At 59.6% G+C, this 18,224-nt stretch carries 17 protein-coding genes; 13 read left to right on the top strand and 4 right to left on the bottom strand.

The window, feature by feature from the left end:
- Positions 1 to 51: 51 nt before the first annotated feature.
- On the bottom strand, positions 52 to 987 hold the full coding sequence (gene argC, locus AC3WUT_RS18175) for an N-acetyl-gamma-glutamyl-phosphate reductase (protein ID WP_492348486.1): 936 nt from the start codon (positions 985 to 987) through the stop codon (positions 52 to 54).
- Positions 988 to 1,143: 156 nt separating this feature from the next.
- Between argC and sucC the strand changes: the two genes are divergently transcribed.
- The 12 genes from sucC (at position 1,144) to AC3WUT_RS18115 (ending at position 14,954) form a co-directional block, all read left to right on the top strand.
- Positions 1,144 to 2,304, top strand: coding sequence for an ADP-forming succinate--CoA ligase subunit beta (gene sucC / locus AC3WUT_RS18170; protein ID WP_027474734.1), 1,161 nt, complete (start codon positions 1,144 to 1,146; stop codon positions 2,302 to 2,304).
- Between the two features lie 15 nt (positions 2,305 to 2,319).
- Positions 2,320 to 3,216 (top strand): succinate--CoA ligase subunit alpha, encoded by an 897-nt coding sequence (sucD, locus tag AC3WUT_RS18165; RefSeq protein ID WP_019573884.1) that lies wholly within the window; start codon positions 2,320 to 2,322, stop codon positions 3,214 to 3,216.
- A 135-nt stretch (positions 3,217 to 3,351) separates the two neighbouring features.
- Complete coding sequence (locus AC3WUT_RS18160; protein WP_492348485.1) at positions 3,352 to 4,041, top strand: TerC family protein; 690 nt, start codon at positions 3,352 to 3,354, stop codon at positions 4,039 to 4,041.
- A 443-nt stretch (positions 4,042 to 4,484) separates the two neighbouring features.
- Entirely contained in the window at positions 4,485 to 5,270 is a 786-nt protein-coding gene (locus tag AC3WUT_RS18155) for a Stp1/IreP family PP2C-type Ser/Thr phosphatase (RefSeq protein ID WP_492348484.1), read from the top strand.
- Between the two features lie 68 nt (positions 5,271 to 5,338).
- Positions 5,339 to 6,010: an FHA domain-containing protein gene (locus AC3WUT_RS18150; RefSeq protein WP_492348483.1), complete on the top strand. Its 672-nt coding sequence runs from the start codon at positions 5,339 to 5,341 to the stop codon at positions 6,008 to 6,010.
- 20 nt (positions 6,011 to 6,030) lie between these two features.
- Positions 6,031 to 8,319, top strand: coding sequence for a CHASE2 domain-containing protein (locus tag AC3WUT_RS18145; protein WP_492348482.1), 2,289 nt, complete (start codon positions 6,031 to 6,033; stop codon positions 8,317 to 8,319).
- A 12-nt stretch (positions 8,320 to 8,331) separates the two neighbouring features.
- Entirely contained in the window at positions 8,332 to 9,123 is a 792-nt protein-coding gene (locus tag AC3WUT_RS18140; protein WP_492348481.1) for an MBL fold metallo-hydrolase, read from the top strand.
- A gap of 184 nt (positions 9,124 to 9,307) precedes the next feature.
- The gene (locus AC3WUT_RS18135) at positions 9,308 to 9,790 is read left to right on the top strand and encodes a pilin (RefSeq protein ID WP_492348480.1); all 483 of its coding nucleotides are present in this window, start codon (positions 9,308 to 9,310) and stop codon (positions 9,788 to 9,790) included.
- 180 nt (positions 9,791 to 9,970) lie between these two features.
- A complete protein-coding gene (locus AC3WUT_RS18130) occupies positions 9,971 to 11,893 on the top strand; it encodes a hypothetical protein (protein WP_492348479.1) in 1,923 nt (640 codons plus the stop codon).
- Between the two features lie 7 nt (positions 11,894 to 11,900).
- On the top strand, positions 11,901 to 12,329 hold the full coding sequence (locus tag AC3WUT_RS18125) for a GtrA family protein (protein WP_492348478.1): 429 nt from the start codon (positions 11,901 to 11,903) through the stop codon (positions 12,327 to 12,329).
- A gap of 33 nt (positions 12,330 to 12,362) precedes the next feature.
- Positions 12,363 to 13,943 (top strand): NAD(P)/FAD-dependent oxidoreductase, encoded by a 1,581-nt coding sequence (locus AC3WUT_RS18120; protein WP_492348477.1) that lies wholly within the window; start codon positions 12,363 to 12,365, stop codon positions 13,941 to 13,943.
- A 12-nt stretch (positions 13,944 to 13,955) separates the two neighbouring features.
- Positions 13,956 to 14,954 (top strand): glycosyltransferase family 2 protein, encoded by a 999-nt coding sequence (locus tag AC3WUT_RS18115; protein WP_492348476.1) that lies wholly within the window; start codon positions 13,956 to 13,958, stop codon positions 14,952 to 14,954.
- A 28-nt stretch (positions 14,955 to 14,982) separates the two neighbouring features.
- Here AC3WUT_RS18115 and AC3WUT_RS18110 read toward each other — a convergent pair whose 3' ends face one another.
- Genes AC3WUT_RS18110 through moaC form a run of 3 tightly spaced genes read right to left on the bottom strand, consistent with a single transcriptional unit; the run spans position 14,983 to position 17,392 of the window.
- Complete coding sequence (locus tag AC3WUT_RS18110) at positions 14,983 to 16,446, bottom strand: hypothetical protein (RefSeq protein ID WP_492348475.1); 1,464 nt, start codon at positions 16,444 to 16,446, stop codon at positions 14,983 to 14,985.
- Between the two features lie 32 nt (positions 16,447 to 16,478).
- Positions 16,479 to 16,871: a GtrA family protein gene (locus AC3WUT_RS18105; protein WP_492348474.1), complete on the bottom strand. Its 393-nt coding sequence runs from the start codon at positions 16,869 to 16,871 to the stop codon at positions 16,479 to 16,481.
- A gap of 38 nt (positions 16,872 to 16,909) precedes the next feature.
- A complete protein-coding gene (gene moaC, locus AC3WUT_RS18100) occupies positions 16,910 to 17,392 on the bottom strand; it encodes a cyclic pyranopterin monophosphate synthase MoaC (RefSeq protein ID WP_492348473.1) in 483 nt (160 codons plus the stop codon).
- A gap of 64 nt (positions 17,393 to 17,456) precedes the next feature.
- On the opposite strand from moaC, the gene tfpZ reads away from it, so the two are divergent.
- A complete protein-coding gene (gene tfpZ / locus AC3WUT_RS18095) occupies positions 17,457 to 18,215 on the top strand; it encodes a TfpX/TfpZ family type IV pilin accessory protein (RefSeq protein WP_492348472.1) in 759 nt (252 codons plus the stop codon).
- Positions 18,216 to 18,224 lie beyond the last annotated feature (9 nt).

Raw genomic sequence — 18,224 nt, 5'->3', positions numbered from 1 at the left:
CGCCATGAAAAAAGGCCCCTCGGGGCCTTTGCTGCGCCTGGGCTGGTGCGCTCAGAGGCTCAGCATCAGTTGCAGGTTCTGCACGGCGGCGCCGCTGGCACCTTTGCCGAGGTTGTCCAGGCGGGCGATCAGCACGGCGTGGTTGAATTCATCGTTGCCGAACACACGCAGTTCAAGTTTGTTGGTGTCGTTCAGAGCCAGGGCATCGAGCTTGCCGTCTTCGGTGGCCGGCAGCACGCTGACCCAGCCCCCATCGGCGGCGCTGGCCGCATAGTGGCGGCTCAGGGCGTCGTGCAGATCGGCGGCCTTGGGTGCCCCCGGCAGCGTGTCCAGGTGCAGCGGCAGCTGCACCAGCATGCCCTGGCGGAAGTTGCCCACGGCGGGCACAAACAAGGGGCGGCGGGTCAGGCCGGTGCAGGCCATGATCTCGGGAATGTGCTTGTGCTTGAGGCCCAGCGCATAGGCCTCGTACAAGGGGGCTTCACCTTTTTCATAGGCTTCGATCATGGTGCGCCCGCCACCCGAGTAGCCGCTGACCGAGGGCAGGGCCACCGGGTGGTCCTTGGGCAGCAGGCCCGCATCAATCAGGGGGCGCAGCAAGGCGATGGCGCCGGTGGCGTAGCAGCCCGGGTTGGCCACGCGGCGGGCCTGTCGCACCGCCTCTTTCTGGCCCGGGGCCAGTTCGGGAAAACCGTAGACCCAGCCCGGACTCACGCGGTGGGCGGTCGAGGCATCGATGATCTTGGGGCCGGGGCGGCCGGTGCTGCGTTCCAGCTCGTCCACCAGAGCCACGGTCTCGCGGGCCGCATCGTCGTGCAGGCACAGAATGACCAGGTCCACGCCGGCCAGCAGCTCACGTTTGGCGGCCGGGTCTTTGCGTCGTTCAGGCGCAATGCTCACCAGTTCGATGGCGGGCATGTGTTGCAGCCGCTCCCGGATTTGCAGGCCGGTGGTGCCTGCTTCGCCGTCAATAAAAACCAAGGCCATGATGTCTTCCTGACTCAGTGTTGTGGTAACCACGTAAGTTACGCACAAGGTTTGTGCAGGGCAGCATGATACATTTCGAGGTTGCTGTGTCCACTGCCCGACGCCGGCTTTTGCGAGGTCGCCGGGTGAAAATCATCCATTCCTGAGAGAGACCTCATGAAGATTCACGAGTACCAAGGCAAGGAAATCTTGCGTCAGTTTGGTGTGCCCGTCCCCCGTGGCATCCCTGCATTCACGGTTCAAGAGGCGGTGGAAGCTGCCCAGAAACTGGGCGGTCCGGTTTGGGTCGTCAAGGCCCAGATCCACGCGGGCGGCCGCGGCAAGGGCGGCGGCGTCAAGGTGGCCAAGTCCATCGATGACGTGAAGCGCCTGGCTGGCGAGATCCTGGGCATGCAGCTCAAGACCCACCAGACTGGCCCCGAAGGCCAGAAGGTCCGTCGTCTGTACATCGAAGACGGCGCCGACATCCAGAAGGAATACTACGTGTCGATCGTGACCGATCGCGCCACGCAGAAGCTGGCCTTCATTGCCTCCAGCGAAGGCGGCATGGACATCGAGGAAGTGGCTCACTCCACCCCCGAGAAGATCATCACCGAATTCATCGACCCGCTGACCGGCCTGAGCGCCGAGCAGGCGACCCGCATTGCCAATGGCATCGGCCTGCCCGCCGAGTCGACCGCCCAGGCTGTGGACATCTTCCAGAAGCTGTTCAAGTGCTACATGGACACCGACGCTTCGCTGGTTGAAATCAACCCGCTGAACCGTGACAGCAAGAACAACCTGATCGCCCTGGACGCCAAGTTCAACTTCGACGCCAACGCCCTGTTCCGTCACCCGGAAATCGTGGCCTACCGCGATCTGGACGAAGAAGATCCGGCTGAAGTCGAGGCTTCCAAGTTCGACCTGGCCTACATCAGCCTGGATGGCAACATCGGCTGCCTGGTGAACGGCGCCGGTCTGGCCATGGCCACCATGGACACCATCAAGCTGTTCGGCGGCGAGCCGGCCAACTTCCTGGACGTCGGCGGCGGCGCCACGGCCGAGAAGGTGACCGAAGCCTTCAAGATCATGCTCAAGAACGAAAAGGTCAAGGGCATCCTGGTCAACATCTTCGGCGGCATCATGAAGTGCGACACCATCGCCAACGGCGTGATCACCGCTTGCAAGGCCGTGAACCTGTCCGTGCCGCTGGTGGTGCGCATGAAGGGCACCAACGAAGAGCTGGGCAAGAAGCTGCTGGCCGAATCCGGCCTGCCCATCATTGCCGCCGACACCATGGCCGAAGCTGCGACCAAGATCGTGGCTGCCGTCAAGTAAGCCCGGAGAACACACATGTCGATCTACATCAACAAAGACACCAAGGTCATCACCCAGGGCATCACGGGCAAGACTGGCCAGTTCCACACCGAAAAGTGCCAGGAATACGCGAACGGCAAGAACGCCTTCGTGGCTGGCGTGAACCCGAAGAAGGCCGGCGAGTCGATCTTCAACATCCCGATCTACGCCTCCGTCAAGGAAGCTGCTTCCGAAACCGGCGCCACCGTGTCGGTGATCTATGTGCCGCCCGCAGGTGCAGCCGCTGCCATCTGGGAAGCTGTTGAAGCCGACCTGGACCTGGCGATCTGCATCACCGAAGGCATCCCGGTCCGCGACATGCTGGAAGTGCGCAACAAGATGAAGGCCAAGGAAGCCGCCGGTGGCAAGCGCACCCTGCTGCTGGGCCCCAACTGCCCTGGCCTGATCACCCCCGACGAAATCAAGATCGGCATCATGCCGGGTCACATCCACCGCAAGGGCCGCATCGGCGTGGTCTCGCGTTCGGGCACCCTGACCTATGAAGCCGTGGCCATGCTGACCGAAGTCGGCCTGGGCCAGTCGAGCGCCGTGGGCATTGGTGGCGACCCCATCAACGGCCTGAAGCACATCGACGTGATGAAGGCGTTCAACGACGATCCGGACACCGACGCCGTGATCATGATCGGTGAAATCGGCGGCCCCGATGAAGCCGACGCCGCTCGCTGGTGCAAGGAAAACATGAAGAAGCCGGTGGTCGGCTTCATCGCTGGCGTGACCGCGCCTCCCGGCAAGCGCATGGGCCACGCCGGTGCCCTGATCTCGGGTGGTGCCGATACCGCCGATGCCAAGCTCGCCATCATGGAAGAGTGCGGTTTCGTCGTGACCCGCAACCCGTCCGAACTGGGCAAGCTGCTGAAAGCTCAGCTCAAGTAAGCCAGCGGCGTCCGTAAGCAATATTACGGACGGCCATTGCGCGAGGGGCCGTTAAACTGCGGCCTCCCACTCAACAGAAGCGCTCGAAACGCAGGTTTCGGGCGCTTCTTGCATTCAAAACACAGGAGAAACTGCATGGAAATGCTGCAAAGCCCGGACTTCTGGATCGGTCTGATCAAGATTGTCTGGATCAACATCATCTTGTCAGGTGACAACGCGGTGGTGATCGCTTTGGCGGCCCGCTCGCTGCCCCCCGAACTGCAACGCAAGGCCATTCTGTTCGGCTCCGGCGCTGCGGTGGTGTTGCGTATCGTGCTGACCTTTGTGGCTGCCAAGCTGCTCGGCCTACCGTTCCTGCAGGTGGTAGGCGGTTTGCTGCTGCTGTGGATCGGTGTCCAGCTGCTGAGCGAAGAGGAAGAGGAAGAAGGCGAAGCCAAATCCTCGGGCAACATGATGGCCGCCGTGCGCACCATCCTGATCGCCGACCTGGTGATGAGCCTGGACAACGTGATCGCCGTGGCTGCCGCCGCCAAGGGCAGCGACCTGCTGCTGATCCTGGGCCTGGGCATCAGCATTCCGCTGGTGATCTTCGGCAGCACGCTGATGATCAAGCTGATGGAGCGCTTCCCCATCATCGTGGTGCTGGGTGCTGCACTGATCGGCTGGGTGGGCGGTGAGACGATCGCCAGCGATGTCTTCCTGGCCGACTTTGCACATGCCAACCCCTGGCTGCACTACGTTGCCGCGACGACCGGTGCGGTGTTGGTGGTGCTGGTGGGCAAGGTGCTGCAGGCCCGCTCCGCCGCGGCCCACAAGGCAGACTGAAGACACTTGCCGCCTGACCTGGCTTTCTTGCCAGGCTGCGATCAAACCACGGGGCCAGCGCCCAGGCGCTGGCCCCGTTGTCATTTTTGCTGCAGTTGACTTGCTCCACCCTGGGGCCTCTGATAGTGTGTCGATCAGTTTATTTGTGTAAATAAGTCAACAAATCACCCTGCTGTGGGGGCTGTCTTGGCGAGGTCATGGAGGCCTCGTCAGGCTGGCCCGCCTGTGCCGTGACGAGGTGTGCCGAGCACGCTGTCATGTGATGCGTCAAGGGTGATCGACGAAGTGGTTCAAGGTTGACGCCAGCCGGCCCTGTGCAGGGCGCTGTGTGCCTTGTGCTTCCGCTGTCGAGGGGGTTGCCCATGCCTTGGCATGGGCTGCAAGAGGCTGGCGGAGCTGCCGCGGTTGTCCTGGGTTCCTGAGTCGGACCCGGTTTTTGAGCCATGAAATACGAGTTTTGTGCCTTCACGGACCCTGGTCTGGCCCGTGCCAACAATGAGGATTCCGTCACTTTTGACGAGTCGACCTGCCTGGCCGTGCTGGCTGATGGCATGGGGGGGTACAACGCTGGCGAGGTGGCCAGCGGCATGGCCACGACCTTCATCCGCACCGAATTGTCGCGTTGGTTGGCGCAGGCGGGGCGACATGCCAACGCCAAGGAAATCCAGCGGGCGATGGAAATCTGCGTCGACAACGCCAACCGGGCCATTTTCAACGCAGCGCACAGCAACCCCCAGTATTCGGGCATGGGCACCACACTCGTCATGGGCGTGTTTCAGGACGCCCGCCTGATGTTGGGCCACATTGGCGACTCGCGCTGCTATCGCCTGCGTGATGGCGAATTGGCCCAGCTCACCAAGGACCATTCCTTGTTGCAGGAGCAGGTCGATGCCGGGCTGATCACACCTGAGCAGGCCGCAGTGTCCATCAACCGCAATCTGGTCACCCGTGCCATGGGGGTGGAGGACGCAGCCATCCTGGAGGTCAGCGAATGCCGGGTCGAGAACGGGGATCTTTATCTGCTGTGCTCGGATGGCTTGTCAGACATGATGGGGGCGACCGAGATCGCCGAACTGCTGAATATTCCCGAAGCATTGACCCAGAAAGCAACGCGAATGATCAAGATCGCCAATCACCATGGGGGGCGCGATAATATCAGCGTATTGCTGGTCAGAGCGGGGGATGCCTCGTCCAAGAAAAGGCTTCTGTCACGCCTTTGGGGCGGCTAGCTCTGCCGATTCGCCATTTTGCGAACACCACCAATCCATAACAAGCCAGGTTTTCAGGAGTACCGAACATGCCCAAGATGATCGTATCGATCGATGGGGTCGTCATCAAGGAAGTGCAGCTCACCAAGGAGCGCACCACCCTGGGCCGGAGGCCTTACAACGATATCGTCATCGACAATCTGGCCGTGAGCGGTGAGCATGCCGTGCTGCAGATGGTGGGGCAGGCGGTCACGCTGGAAGACCTCAACAGCACCAACGGGACCTATGTGAACGGCAAGGCCGTCAAAAAGCAGCAACTGCAGAGCGGTGACACGATCGAAGTCGGCAAGTACAAGATCCGCTTCATTGCCGAGCTGGAATCCAGTGAATACGACAAGACCATGGTGGTGAAGCCGCCGGTTTCATTGTCCGACTCTCTTTCCACGGTGCCTGCTGCCATGGGCAGCTACCAGTCGGCCCCTACGCAGGCCGGAGAATCCCTGGCCGGTTCGATCAAGGTGCTTTCAGGCTCTGCGGCTGGCCGTGAGGTCAGTCTGACCAAGGTGGTCACCACCATTGGCAAGCCTGGTGTGGCGGTGGCCGCCATCACCCGTCGCCCGCATGGCTTCGTGCTGGCCCACGTGGAAGGCGGTACCTTCCCAACCCTCAACGGGAACCCTGTCAGCGCCGAGCCCGTCACCCTGAAAAGTGGCGACGTGCTGGAACTGGCGGGCACCCAGATGCAGTTCTTCCAGGTTTGAGTGTTTTCAAGGCGGCCCGCATGGTCTGGCCTGCCGTAGCGGCAACCGCGAGCCGCTTGAGCGTTCGGCACTTCTGGCGCCGTGGCGTCATGTTGGTGCCCGCCGTCCTGTTGCTGGCCCATGTCCTGGGCCTCCTCCCCCTCACACTGGTGAACCGGCTGGACGACCAGATCTACGACGTTCGCCTGCGTCTGACCATGCCGGCCACCTTGGACGAACGGGTGGCCATCGTCGACATCGACGAAAAAAGCCTGGCCCAACTCGGCCATTGGCCTTGGGGGCGCGATCAACTGGCCTTGCTGGCGGATCGCCTGTTTCAGCACTACGGGATTGCGGCGCTGGGTTTTGACGTGCTGTTCTCCGAGTCGGACACCAGCTCCGGGCTGGCCTCTCTGCAGGCCTTGGCCCACGGCCCGCTGCAGGACAATGCGGGCTTCAAGCAGCAACTGGACCACCTCACCCCCCGCTTGAATTACGACCGGCGCTTTGCTCAGGCGCTGCAGGGGCGCCCGGTGGTGTTGGGCTATTACTTCTCCAGCGATCGCGATGGGCGCCGCAAAGGAGAGTTGCCGGCCCCCGTTCTGAGTGCCGCGCAAGTGCCCGCAGAGGGCTTGCAAGTGCTGGATTGGGATGGCTACGGCGCCAGCCTGCCCGAATTGGCGCGTGCGGCGCCGCGCGCCGGCTTTTTCAACTCAGTCACCGACGAGGATGGGGTGGTCCGTTCGCTGCCTCTGCTGTCTCGCCACGACGGGCAGTATTACGAATCCCTGGCCCTGGCCCTGTACCGCGTTGCACATGACCTGCGGGTGAGTGGCCCCGTCTGGGCGCAATCCCCAAGCGAAGGGGGATCACCGCCCGTGCTGGAGGCCTTGCAACTGCAGGGCCAATCGGGCACGGAGCGGGTACCCCTGGACCCTTCCGGCACGGCCCTGGTGCCCTTTCGGGGGCGAGGCGGACCCGGGGGGGGCTCCTACCGTTATGTCTCGGCGATCGACGTCCTGCAGGCCAAGGCCCCGCGTGAGGACCTGCAGGGCCGCATCGTGCTGGTGGGCTCCACCTCGCCGGGCCTGCTTGACTTGCGGGCCACGCCTGTGGGGCAGATTTACCCTGGGGTGGAATCCCACGCCAACCTGATCAGCGGTTTGCTGGACCAGCATCTGCTGGTGCGGCCAGACTATGCTGCCGGCTACGAAGTGCTGGTGCTCGCCTCCGTGGGCCTGACCTTGGCCCTGCTGCTGCCTGGGCTCAGCGCGGCCGCCGCGATGTGGACCAGCCTGGCCAGCTTGCTGCTGGTCAGTGGCCTCAACTTTGCCCTGTACCGTGCACACGGCCTGGTGCTGCCCCTGGCCAGCGCCCTGTTGCTGATCGTGCTGACTTTCGGCGTGAACATGAGCTACGGCTACCTGGTGGAGAGCCGTGCCAAGCGCCGGCTGGCCAACGTCTTTGGCACCTACGTGCCACCAGAACTGGTCGATCAGATGCTGCAGGCCCCTGATCAATACACCATGCGTGCGGCCAGCCGCGAGCTCACCGTCATGTTCTGCGACATGCGCGGTTTTACCCACCTCTCCGAAGGGTTGGAGCCCGAGGCGGTGCAGGCCTTGCTCAACCAACTGTTCAGCCGACTCACTGTCTGCATTCGCCGTCATCAAGGCACCATCGACAAGTACATTGGCGACTGCGTCATGGCGTTCTGGGGCGCCCCGGTGGCCCTGCCCAACCATGCCGCGCTGGCCGTGCGGGCTGCCCTGGACATGGTGAACGAGGTAGCGCGCTTCAACCAGGAGCGCCTCGCCCAGGGCCTGCCCCGCGTGAGCGTTGGCATCGGCCTCAACACAGGCGTGATGCGGGTCGGCGACATGGGATCTGACTTGCGCCGCAGCTACACCGTGATCGGTGATGCGGTCAATCTGGCGTCGCGCCTCGAGGGGCTGTCCAGGCTTTACGGGGTCTCTGTGATCGCCGGAGACACCACCCGTCGCCAAGCTGATCCTGAGGCGCTGTGGCAAACGCTGGATTGCGTGCGCGTCAAAGGCAAGGGAGAGCCCGTTCTGATCCACACGCCTCACCCAGTGCCCGAAAGTGAAGAGTCGGGGCGCCGCATTCAGGAAGAGTTGGCCCAATGGGCGGAATTTTTGGCGAACTACCGCGCAAAAAATTGGGATGCCTGTAGCCAGAGGCTGAAAGAGTTGCGGAAAATGGAGCCGTTGGTAACGGTTTGTCAGATGTATGGCGAGCGTTTGTTGCAATACCAGCAGACACCCCCTCCCGACGATTGGGATGGCGTGACGGTCTTTGACATCAAGTAGGGATGTTTGCGCATGAAAATCAGGGTTCTTGGCTGCTCGGGCGCCATTGCCAGAGGTTGCCACACCACCTCGTTTCTCGTCGGTGACTCGGTTCTCATCGACGCCGGAACCGGTGTGGGCGAGCTCACCCTGGAGGAAATGGTGCGCGTCGATGATGTGTTCCTGACCCATTCCCACCTGGACCACATCGCCGCCTTGCCCCTGATGCTGGATGCTGTGAGCAAATGGCGCCAAAGCCCGTTGCGCGTGCGCGCCTTGCCGCAAACCCTGCATGCCTTGCGGCAGCATGTGTTCAACGACGTCATCTGGCCCGATTTCACCCGCCTCCCCAACCCTGCCCGGCCCTTTGTCACTCTTCATCCGTTCGAATGCGGAGATGTTCTGTCCTGCGGTCCCTGTCAGATCGAGGTGTTGCCGGCCGACCATGCGGTGCCTGCCGTGGGGTTCTCTGTCGATGCCGGCCGTGGGGCCTGGGTCTTCACGGGCGACACCTGCGGCCACCCTGCTTTCTGGGCCCGCATCCGGCAACTGCCCGTCAAGGCCCTGGTGATCGAGACAGCCTTTGGCGAGGCGGAGCATGAACTTGCCGTGCGCAGCCGCCACCTGTCACCCACCAGCCTGATCGAACAACTGCGCCTGCTGGGTGAGCAGCCGGGGTTCCCGATCCACATCACCCACACCAAGCCCTCCGAGACGGCCGACATCGCGGCCCAACTTCAGGCCCTGGAACAACAGGCCGAGCACCCCGTGGGATGGCCCTTGACCCTGGCGTGGCTCGCTTCGGGCGATGTGTTCGAGATCTGAGGGATGGGGTGACAATTTTGTTCTGACAAATTTGTCCTCTCGGAAGCAGCAAAAATACACATATGACACCTTTGGAAATCAAAAGGCCTTCAGGGCATCAAGCTGCGCACAAAACCGCTGGATTCGCATGGCACGGAATCTGCTGAACTCGACCGCTCTTCCCCTTCATTTCAGGAGTTTTCACATGAAGCGTACCGTCCAACAGGGTTTCACCCTGATCGAATTGATGATCGTGGTCGCGATCATCGGCATCTTGGCTGCCGTGGCTCTGCCGGCTTACCAGGACTACACCAAGAAGGCCAAGATTGCCGAAGTGGTTCTGGCCGCGTCCTCGTGCCGTACCACGATCACTGAGGTGTACCAATCTGCCTCCAGCGGTAGCCTGCCTACTGGCGCCAATGGTTGGGGTTGCGAGCAGACGGGTGGCTCTGCATCCAAATACGTCTCGACCGTCACCACCTCGTCGGCTGGTGTGATCAGTGCAAAGGCCACCGGCTTCAATGACACGAACATCGACGGCCAGTCCCTCACGCTGACTCCGTACGTCGACAGCGCCAACCCCATGTCCGCAGCTAACGCCGGTAGCCCTGTGTACATGTGGAAGTGCGGCCCGGCTGCCACCTCCGGGATCCTGCCCAAGTTCCTGCCAGGTTCTTGCCGCGGTTAATCGGATATCGTTCCGTCACAAAAAGGCAGCTTGGCTGCCTTTTTGATTTTTTGGGTACGGAAATCCAAAAATCCATGAGGCGTGGTGTATTCCACTCGAAGTGAGGTCGCGGCGGGTCGCTGGGTGTGGTCTTGGCACGCGTGGCATCGTTGGTGTATTGATCGAGGACATATGGTGTTTTTGACGAAGAAGAGTGCGTCCACCCTGCTGCCCATTCTGTTTGTGGCGTGCTTGGTCTATTACCTGCATCCGTATTACGGGATACGCCACGACAGTCCTCTGTACTTGGGGCAAGCCTTGCTGGCGATGGACCCAGTCACCTTCAAAAAAGATCTGTTCTTTGCCTACGGTAGCCAAGCTGACTACACGTTGTTGCCCGCTGTATTGGGTTGGCTTTGCCTTCATTGGCATCCAGCCCAAGTTTTTCTTTGGTTGACAGCTCTGTCATTGGGTTTGTTTGCCGCATCGGCATATGTTCTCTGCCGCCGACTGCTGAATCCTGAGGTGGGCTATTGGGGTTTGTTGGCCTTGCTGATTTTTCCTTCAGTTTATGGCGGGACCTGGATCCTGTCCTACGCCGAAGGCTTTCTGACGGGGCGTGTGCTTTCCGAACCCATTGTCTTGCTGATGTTGGCGGCCTATCTGGGGCGCTCCTATGGCTGGTCCGCTGTGTTGTTTTTGGTGGCGGCCCTGATCCATCCCCTGCCGGCGCTGGGGGGGCTGATGGTTTTATGGGCTCATCTGGTGGTGCGGCGACTCATTTGGCTGCACTTGCTTTGGGTGCCAATTCTCATTTTTGCTGCTGCTCTATTGGGTGTGCCACATCTGGAGTTTTTGAGTGCCCGTTTTGATCCGCAGTGGTTTGACTGGATTCGTGGACCTAACAAGCTCACCTTCTTAAGTGAATGGCCAGCCATGGACTGGACGTTCATTCTGACGGATGTCTTCTTGCTCAGCCTGTGGGCTCGCAGTGCCTCTGAACCGATGCGCTCGATGGCGCGAGCCGCGTTGTTGGCTACGGCCATGGGCTTCGCGTTGAGCTATGTGTTTTATGAACAACTGCGATTTGTTTTTTTGGGTGGTTTGCAATTTTGGCGCGTTGATTGGCTGATGCACTGGCTTGCGATTGCTGGAATTCCCGGTTTGCTGTCCATGGAGTACAAGAATTCAGGTCCCAAGAGTGTCCAATTCTTGGCTTTACTTACCATCGTTGCATTGGGGACGCAAAATAGAATATCGCCAGACATGGCGGTGATTATTTATGTTTTGATTCCACTGTATTTGAGTTGGCCTAAGGTGCAAAGAAAAATCGGTCCTGTCCTGACCCGGGCACTGATTGTCAGCATGTTTTTTGCTGTTGCACTTTCTTTGCTTAAATATTCTTACAATTTATTGGATCGATTTAGTATATCGGGGCATCTTGGGAACCCTCCGATGATGAATTTTATGATTCTGTCGCACCCAGTCATTGGCGGCTTGGTGGTGGCATTTTTGGTATACCTTTTTAAAAAGCGACCGGGTTGGCGAGGTTGTGGTTTGATCTTTGTGTTGGCAGCATTGATTTTTTCGTTTACTCATTGGGATCGACGCAGTGCCTGGACATTAGAAGTTGAGCACACCCGAGGTGATGGATCTGAATTTGGTGTGACGCTTGAGCCATCGGCTCAAGTCTTTTGGTCCAATGAATTGCTGGCCCCCTGGCTGGTGTTGAGGCGTCCAAGTTATTTCAGTGTGCAACAAACGGCAGGTATTTTGTTTAATCGAGATACCGCTCGCGAGGTGATTCAACGGCATACAGCATTGGATGCGCTTAATCAAAATTTAGATGTCTGCAAGATCAAAAAGACTTCTGATCGTGACGATGAAGTATGCAATGTGCAGAGCATCACGCTGACTGCATTGTGCCGGGTTGCCAAGTCAAGTTTGGATTATATTGTGCTTGATTTTGAGGCTGATGAGCGGTATACCGGGATGTGGCACCTGAATGCGGTTGATAACGCAAAAAAGCCAATTACATATTATCTTTATCGGTGCGCTGATTTGTTGAAAAAGGCTGCTGCAGATGCACCCTTGAATACAAGTGCGATCAGGGCCGGATCATGAGCATTCCATGAGCATGAACTTCAATGCACCAGGCCGATCAGGCTCGCTGGCAGCACTGCTGACCTGGGAGCCCTTCAGGTACCTGCTGATCTCCGGGATGGCCCTGCTGGCCGACATGCTGGTTTTCTCGTTCAGTCTGCGGTACTTGGGCACGCCTTGGCCTTTGGCGGCATGTATCGGCTTTGTCAGCGGGGTGTGTGTTGCTTATGGCTTGAGCATCCGGTTTGTTTTTCAGGTGCGTAAACTGCGGCACAGCCCGCGCGTTGAGCTGCTCATTTTTGTTGGCCTGGGTGTTCTGGGTTTGGGGGTGACGCAGCTGGTTCTGTACTTTTGCATTGAATGGTTGTCGTGGCCTGCAGAAGTGTCCAAAGGCGTCGCCGCGATCGTGACTTTTCTGACCAATTTCATCAGCCGAAAGGTGCTTCTGTTCAGGTGAACTTGGCGCATCGAGTGCTGAAGCGAACACATCATGAATACAAATGACCCGATCGTGATCATCGGTGCCGGCCCGGCGGGCCTCACGGCTGCGCGTGAGCTGCAACGGGCTGGCTATCAGAATGTCACTGTGCTGGAGGCGGATCAGCAGGTGGGGGGCATTTCCCGAACTGTCAATTACAAGGGCAACCGAATTGACATCGGTGGGCACCGTTTTTTTTCCAAGTCGGACTGGGTGATGAAGTGGTGGGCCCAGGTGTTGCCGGTGGCCGTGGCGCCCGGAGCGGACTTGGGGCACCTGCAATACCGCGGTATGGCCCGCAAAGATCTGCCCGGGCGCACAGCCTCTTCAGAGGCCCACGTGTCGGGTGACGACGTGATGCTGCTGCGCGACCGCTTGTCCCGCATTTTTTACAACCAGCAGTTTTTTGATTACCCGTTGAAGCTGAACCTGGCTTCTTTGAGAAAGCTCGGTCTGTGCAAGACCGTGACCTTTGGCCTCAGTTATGCCTGGGCCAAGATTCAGCCTATTCGTGGTGAGAAGTCGCTTGAAGACTTTCTCATCAACCGCTTTGGCCGCAAGCTGTATCGCCAGTTCTTCAAAGAGTACACGGAAAAGGTCTGGGGTGTGCCTTGCCATGAAATCAGTGCGGAATGGGGGGCGCAACGCATCAAGAGCCTGTCGATCTGGTCGGCCGTCTGGCACGCCTTGCGAGACTTGCTGGGTTTGGGGCAGGGCCAGGTGGCGCAAACCTCGTTGATTGAAAAGTTCATTTATCCCAAATTGGGGCCTGGGCAGATGTGGGAGGCTGTTGCCAGCAATTTTGTCGCTGCTGGCGGGCACTTGCACATGGGCCATCGGGCTACCCAACTGATTTTGCAGGAAGGACGCTTGACCGCAGTGCAGGCAACAGATGCCCAGGGCCAGACGCAGACATTGCCTTGCGCGCAGGTCATTTCCACCATGCCGATCAAGGAGCTTGTTGCAGCCTTGCCTTCAGACTGGGCACCCAAGGCTGCACAGGTTGCGCGGGAGCTTCAATATCGGGATTTCATCACGGTGGGCTTGTTGTATGACGCTTCGAGCCTGGTCGTACCCTTGAAAGACAACTGGATCTACATCCAGGAGCCCGGCGTTCAGGTGGGTCGGGTGCAGGTGTTCAACAACTGGAGCCCCTACATGGTGGCGCGTCCCGACACGGTCTGGATGGGGCTGGAGTTCTTCTGCAAGGACGTCGATCCACTCTGGCTGATGAAGGATGAGGACTTGAAGTCACTGGCGCAGTCTGAAATGCACCAGATTGGTCTGACGGCCGTGCCCATGGCCCTGGATGCTGTGGTGATCCGTGTTCCAAAGGCTTATCCAGGGTATTTCGGATCCGCCTACGCAAATTTTGATCAATTGCGCACTGAGCTTGACTCGATTGAAAACCTGTTCCTGGTCGGTCGCAATGGCATGCATCGCTACAACAACCAGGACCATTCCATGCTGACGGCCAAGAAGGCGGTTGATTTGATCGTTGAGGGCCGCACGGACAAGCAGGAAATCTGGGATATCAATGTCGATGATGAATACCATGAAGAAGCTCAGCAAGCCTCCGCTCCCAAAGTGTGAGGGCCCCAGACGATGAAACCCTTGATCAGCATCGTGGTGCCTTGTTTCAACGAACAGGACAACGTGGAGTCTTTGCACCAGCGAATCCGGCTGGCAACAGCGGAATTGGTCGCACGTTATGAGCTGGAAATCATTTTCATTGACAACAAGTCAGAAGACGGAACAGCACTTCGCATCGAAAAAATCTGCCGCACTGACCCCTCTGTGCGTTTGATTGTGAATGCCCGGAACTTCGGTCAGGTCCGCTCTCCTGCTCACGCACTGATGCAGGCCAGGGGGGCTGCCGTGATCGCCATGGCCGCCGATCTGGAAGATCCGCCAGAGCTGATCCCTGAATTGATCGCCCGGTGGGAGCAGGGCGCTTCCGTGGTGGCGGCGGTCTACAAGCAACCGGTGAAAACAGGTTGGATCGGTTGGGCTCGCAAGCTTTATTACAAGATCATCCAGGCCGTCTCCGAGGCCAAGCCCATCGCTGCTTTCACAGGCTTTGGTCTGTATGACCGGCGTGTCATTGAGTTGATCCGTCGACTGGGGGGACCCTACCCTTATATCCGTGGCCTGGTCTCGGAGTTGGGGCTGCCTATTGAGACAGTCCCTTTTGACAAAGCGCCTCGCAAGTTTGGTGTCACGAAGAACAATTTGCTGACATTGCTGGAGATATCGATCCTGGGGTTGACCAATATGTCCCGGGCGCCGATTCGTCTGGCCACTCTGACGGGGGCTGTCATGTCGGTGCTGGGGGCGGTGATCGCACTGCTCTATTTGTGTGCCAAGCTGCTTTTCTGGAGCCAATTCCCCCTGGGACAGGCTCCATTGTTGATTGGTATTTTCCTCTTTGGCTCGGTGCAATTGCTTTTTGCGGGCTTGATTGGCGAATACATTGCGGCTCTGCATCAGCGTGCCTTGAACCACCCTCATGTCGTCGAGTTGTATCGCGTCAATTTCCCGGTCTCCGCCGATGAGGCGAAAGACCCTGTGATTGCCCAGGAGCGCCCGGTTCAGGGTATGTGAATCGTCTTTTCGACCGGGCTTGCTGCCTTCAATGTGTCGTCAAAGGGGCTGGCGAACGCATGACCTTCTGTAAGACCTCAAGATTCAGCCGCGCTGTGTAGTGGGGGGGGGGCTGTCCATCGGCAGCCTGTATCAGATTCAAGTCTTCGCGGAAGACCCCGGTCGGCAGGGCCAAGGTGCGGTAGATTTCCTCCATCGGGGTGACGGCGCCGATCAGGAGAATCACGACCGTGCCCGCCAAGTCCTGCAGTCGAAGGCGCGTGTCCTGCAGCGAACTCAGGAAGATCAGGCACAGCAGCATCAAGGCCGGGATACCGCCGCGCATCACGATGTCATTGCCGGGCCCCATCCTGAAAAACGGCAGCACGCACAGCGTCAGCAGTGCCACGGTCAGCAGGGGACCTTTCCCATAGCGGTAAAGCGCCAGGCCCAGAAGCCCGAACTCCAGGCTGCAGAAAATGACATACAACACCAAGAAATCGAGTGCCACGCCGCCGGCGCCGATCTGGCTCTGGGCAGGTACCGATGCCAGGTCCAGCGTCAGATACAGGCCTGTGACCCCCAGGATGAGCAGTGCTGGCAGCAGGTTCAGGGGCTGGAAGAAGCGCCACTTGGCTCGCACAGCGTCGGCCAGTAGCAGCAGGTAGAACGGCGCCATGCCGATGGCAGCAAAGGGTGACCACAATGGCAGTAAAGCGAAAAGCATCGGTGCGAAACGCAGGAAGTCCGGATGGCGCCAATGTCGAAAGAACAAGGTCATGGCCAACCAGGCTGGCAATGCATGGTTCGGCACCCAGAACAGCTGGGTGGTGTGCGACGAGTACTGAAATGCATTGGCCCACCACTCGATGTGGCTGCCTGCAGGTGGCCAACTTCCATAAAACAGCAAGCCTCCAACGATGTCCATTCCACTGAACAGAATCACGCAGGCCAGGCCCAAGGCCCATCGCATGGGCCGTTGGGAAAGGGGCAGCAATTGCAGGAACAGCAGAACTCCCAGACAGGTCCAGGCCAGCAGCAGTTTGTCCGCCCAATGGATGCCCAACCATTTCCCCAGCGTGGCCGCGGGCAGGTAGTAGGCGACTGGGGCACGCAAAATGAGGTCAAGCCCGCCAGGCAGGCCATAGCTGGGTGGCCAGTCGCCCACTGTCAGGTCGCGCAGCACGGCATCGCGAATGCCCCAGTCGGTGTTGGCGTAAAACAGGTGTCCAGCCCCCCCCAGGCAGGTCCAGACCAAGGCCACCGCGGTCAGGCCCCACAGCCAGTTACGGGACCGTGAGGGATCCCGAGTGGCGGCGGAGAACACCGGTCGCAAGGCGTGGGAGAGACCCAGGGCCAACGCCGCCAGCAACGTGGCAGCAAACCAGGGCTGGAGCCAGCCGGCGAAAAACAGGGCGACCGGCAGCGCCAGGTACAGCAGAGCTGCGGCGGTCTTGCGATCCAATGCCTGGGACTGGCTGGCTTCAAAAAGAGACGTTGGGGTGCTGGACATGGGGCTTGGAGCAGGATGGAAAGTCGCCCGACTCACGGTCGCGCTTTTCTGAACGTGAAAAAGGTGTGCACAAAATAGCTGGCGATGACTGCCGCGGTCGTCACCGCGGCCTGGGCCAGCAAAGGGTGCAAGCCGCCCCATTCGACCAGCGCCGTCAGACAGGCCAGTGAAAGCGCGAACAGGCCCAGATGGGCCACATGAAAGCGCATGAATTCTCTCAGCCAATGACCTTTGGATCGGTAGACGAGGTAGCGCTGGCATAGAAAAGCCTGGCTGATGGCCGCTACGTGGGTGAACACCGCCAACACCGGGTAAGGCAGTACGGTCGAGAACAGCCTGTAGACGATCACGAATAGCAGATAGCCCGCCAATGTGTTCCATATCCCTACAACGACGAAACGAAGTTGCCGGGAGCGCCAAAGCATCAAGGCCTGGTGCCGAACGGTATCGGACTTCATGGCGCTCAGGTGGTGGCCACAAACGACCCCGACTTGCCCCCATGCTTTTCCAGCACCCGCACATCGGTGATGGTCATGCCGCGGTCTACCGCCTTGCACATGTCATAGATGGTCAGCAAGGCCACCTGAACCGCTGTCAGTGCCTCCATTTCCACCCCGGTCACGCCCACTGTCTCGACTGTGGCTTCACATCGGATGCCGGCCGTTTCTACATCAAGCACCTGGAACTCGACAGCCACCCTGGTCAGTGCCAGGGGATGGCACAGTGGGATCAGGTCGCTGGTCTTCTTGGCGCCCTGGATGCCCGCGATCCGGGCAATGCCCAGTACATCCCCCTTTTTGGCGTTGCCCGCCAGGATCAGCGCCAGGGTTTCGGCTTGCATCAGGATCTGCCCCCCTGCCACCGCAATGCGGTGCGTGCTGGCCTTGTGGCTGACGTCGACCATATGGGCCTGTCCGTGGGCATCGAAGTGGGTGAGGGCTGTCATGCTTGAAAATAGGGAGACAAACGGCATTTACGCCAGATTGACGTACTTCGAGCATCATACGGAAATGAGTCAGTTGATACCTCGTCTCAAGGCCTTGGGCGTTCATGCCTGCATCAGCCTGTTGTTTGCGGCCGGCGCGGCTGCCCTGGTGTTCTGGATCTGGTACCCCTTTCCCTACCGCGAGATATCGGGTGGCCGGGAGTTGTTTTTCCTGGTCATAGGCGTGGATGTGGTGCTGGGGCCACTGGTCACCTTCATCCTGTTCAACCCGACCAAGACCCGGCGCGCGCTGACGCTGGATTTCAGCTTGGTGGCCGTGCTGCAACTGTCGGCACTGGTTTATGGGCTTTGGACGGTGTCGGTGGCCCGACCGGTGTATCTGGCCTTTGAATACAACCGCTTCCGGGTGGTTCACGCGATCGATGTGCCTGACGACCTGCTCGACAAGGCTGAGCCTGCATTTCGCAGGCTGCCCTGGACCGGACCGAAGCCCATTGGCCTGCGCGATTTCCATAGCAGCAATGAACAGGTCGACGCCACCCTGGCCGCCTTGAACGGGTTGCAGCTGGGTTTTCGACCTGATCTGTGGGTTTCGTACGAAAAGGCCCACACATCTGTGCTCAAGGAGTCTCGCCCTCTGACGGCACTTCGCGCCCGCTTTCCTGATCAGGCCAGCCTGATCGACCAGAGCGTGCAAAAGATCGGCCGTCCTGTCTCCTCCCTGGCCTATGTGCCGATGGTGGGCCGTAAAACCTTCTGGACCGTGATCCTGGACGTCCAAACTGCCGATATCCTGGGCTACTTGCCCATCGATTCCTTCTGACCACCGGCT

The sequence above is a fragment of the Curvibacter sp. EU05-FHT14A10 genome (genome assembly GCF_058791075.1).
Note: the sequence above shows the minus strand (reverse complement) of the source record. Positions and strands in the feature narration are given on the sequence as shown.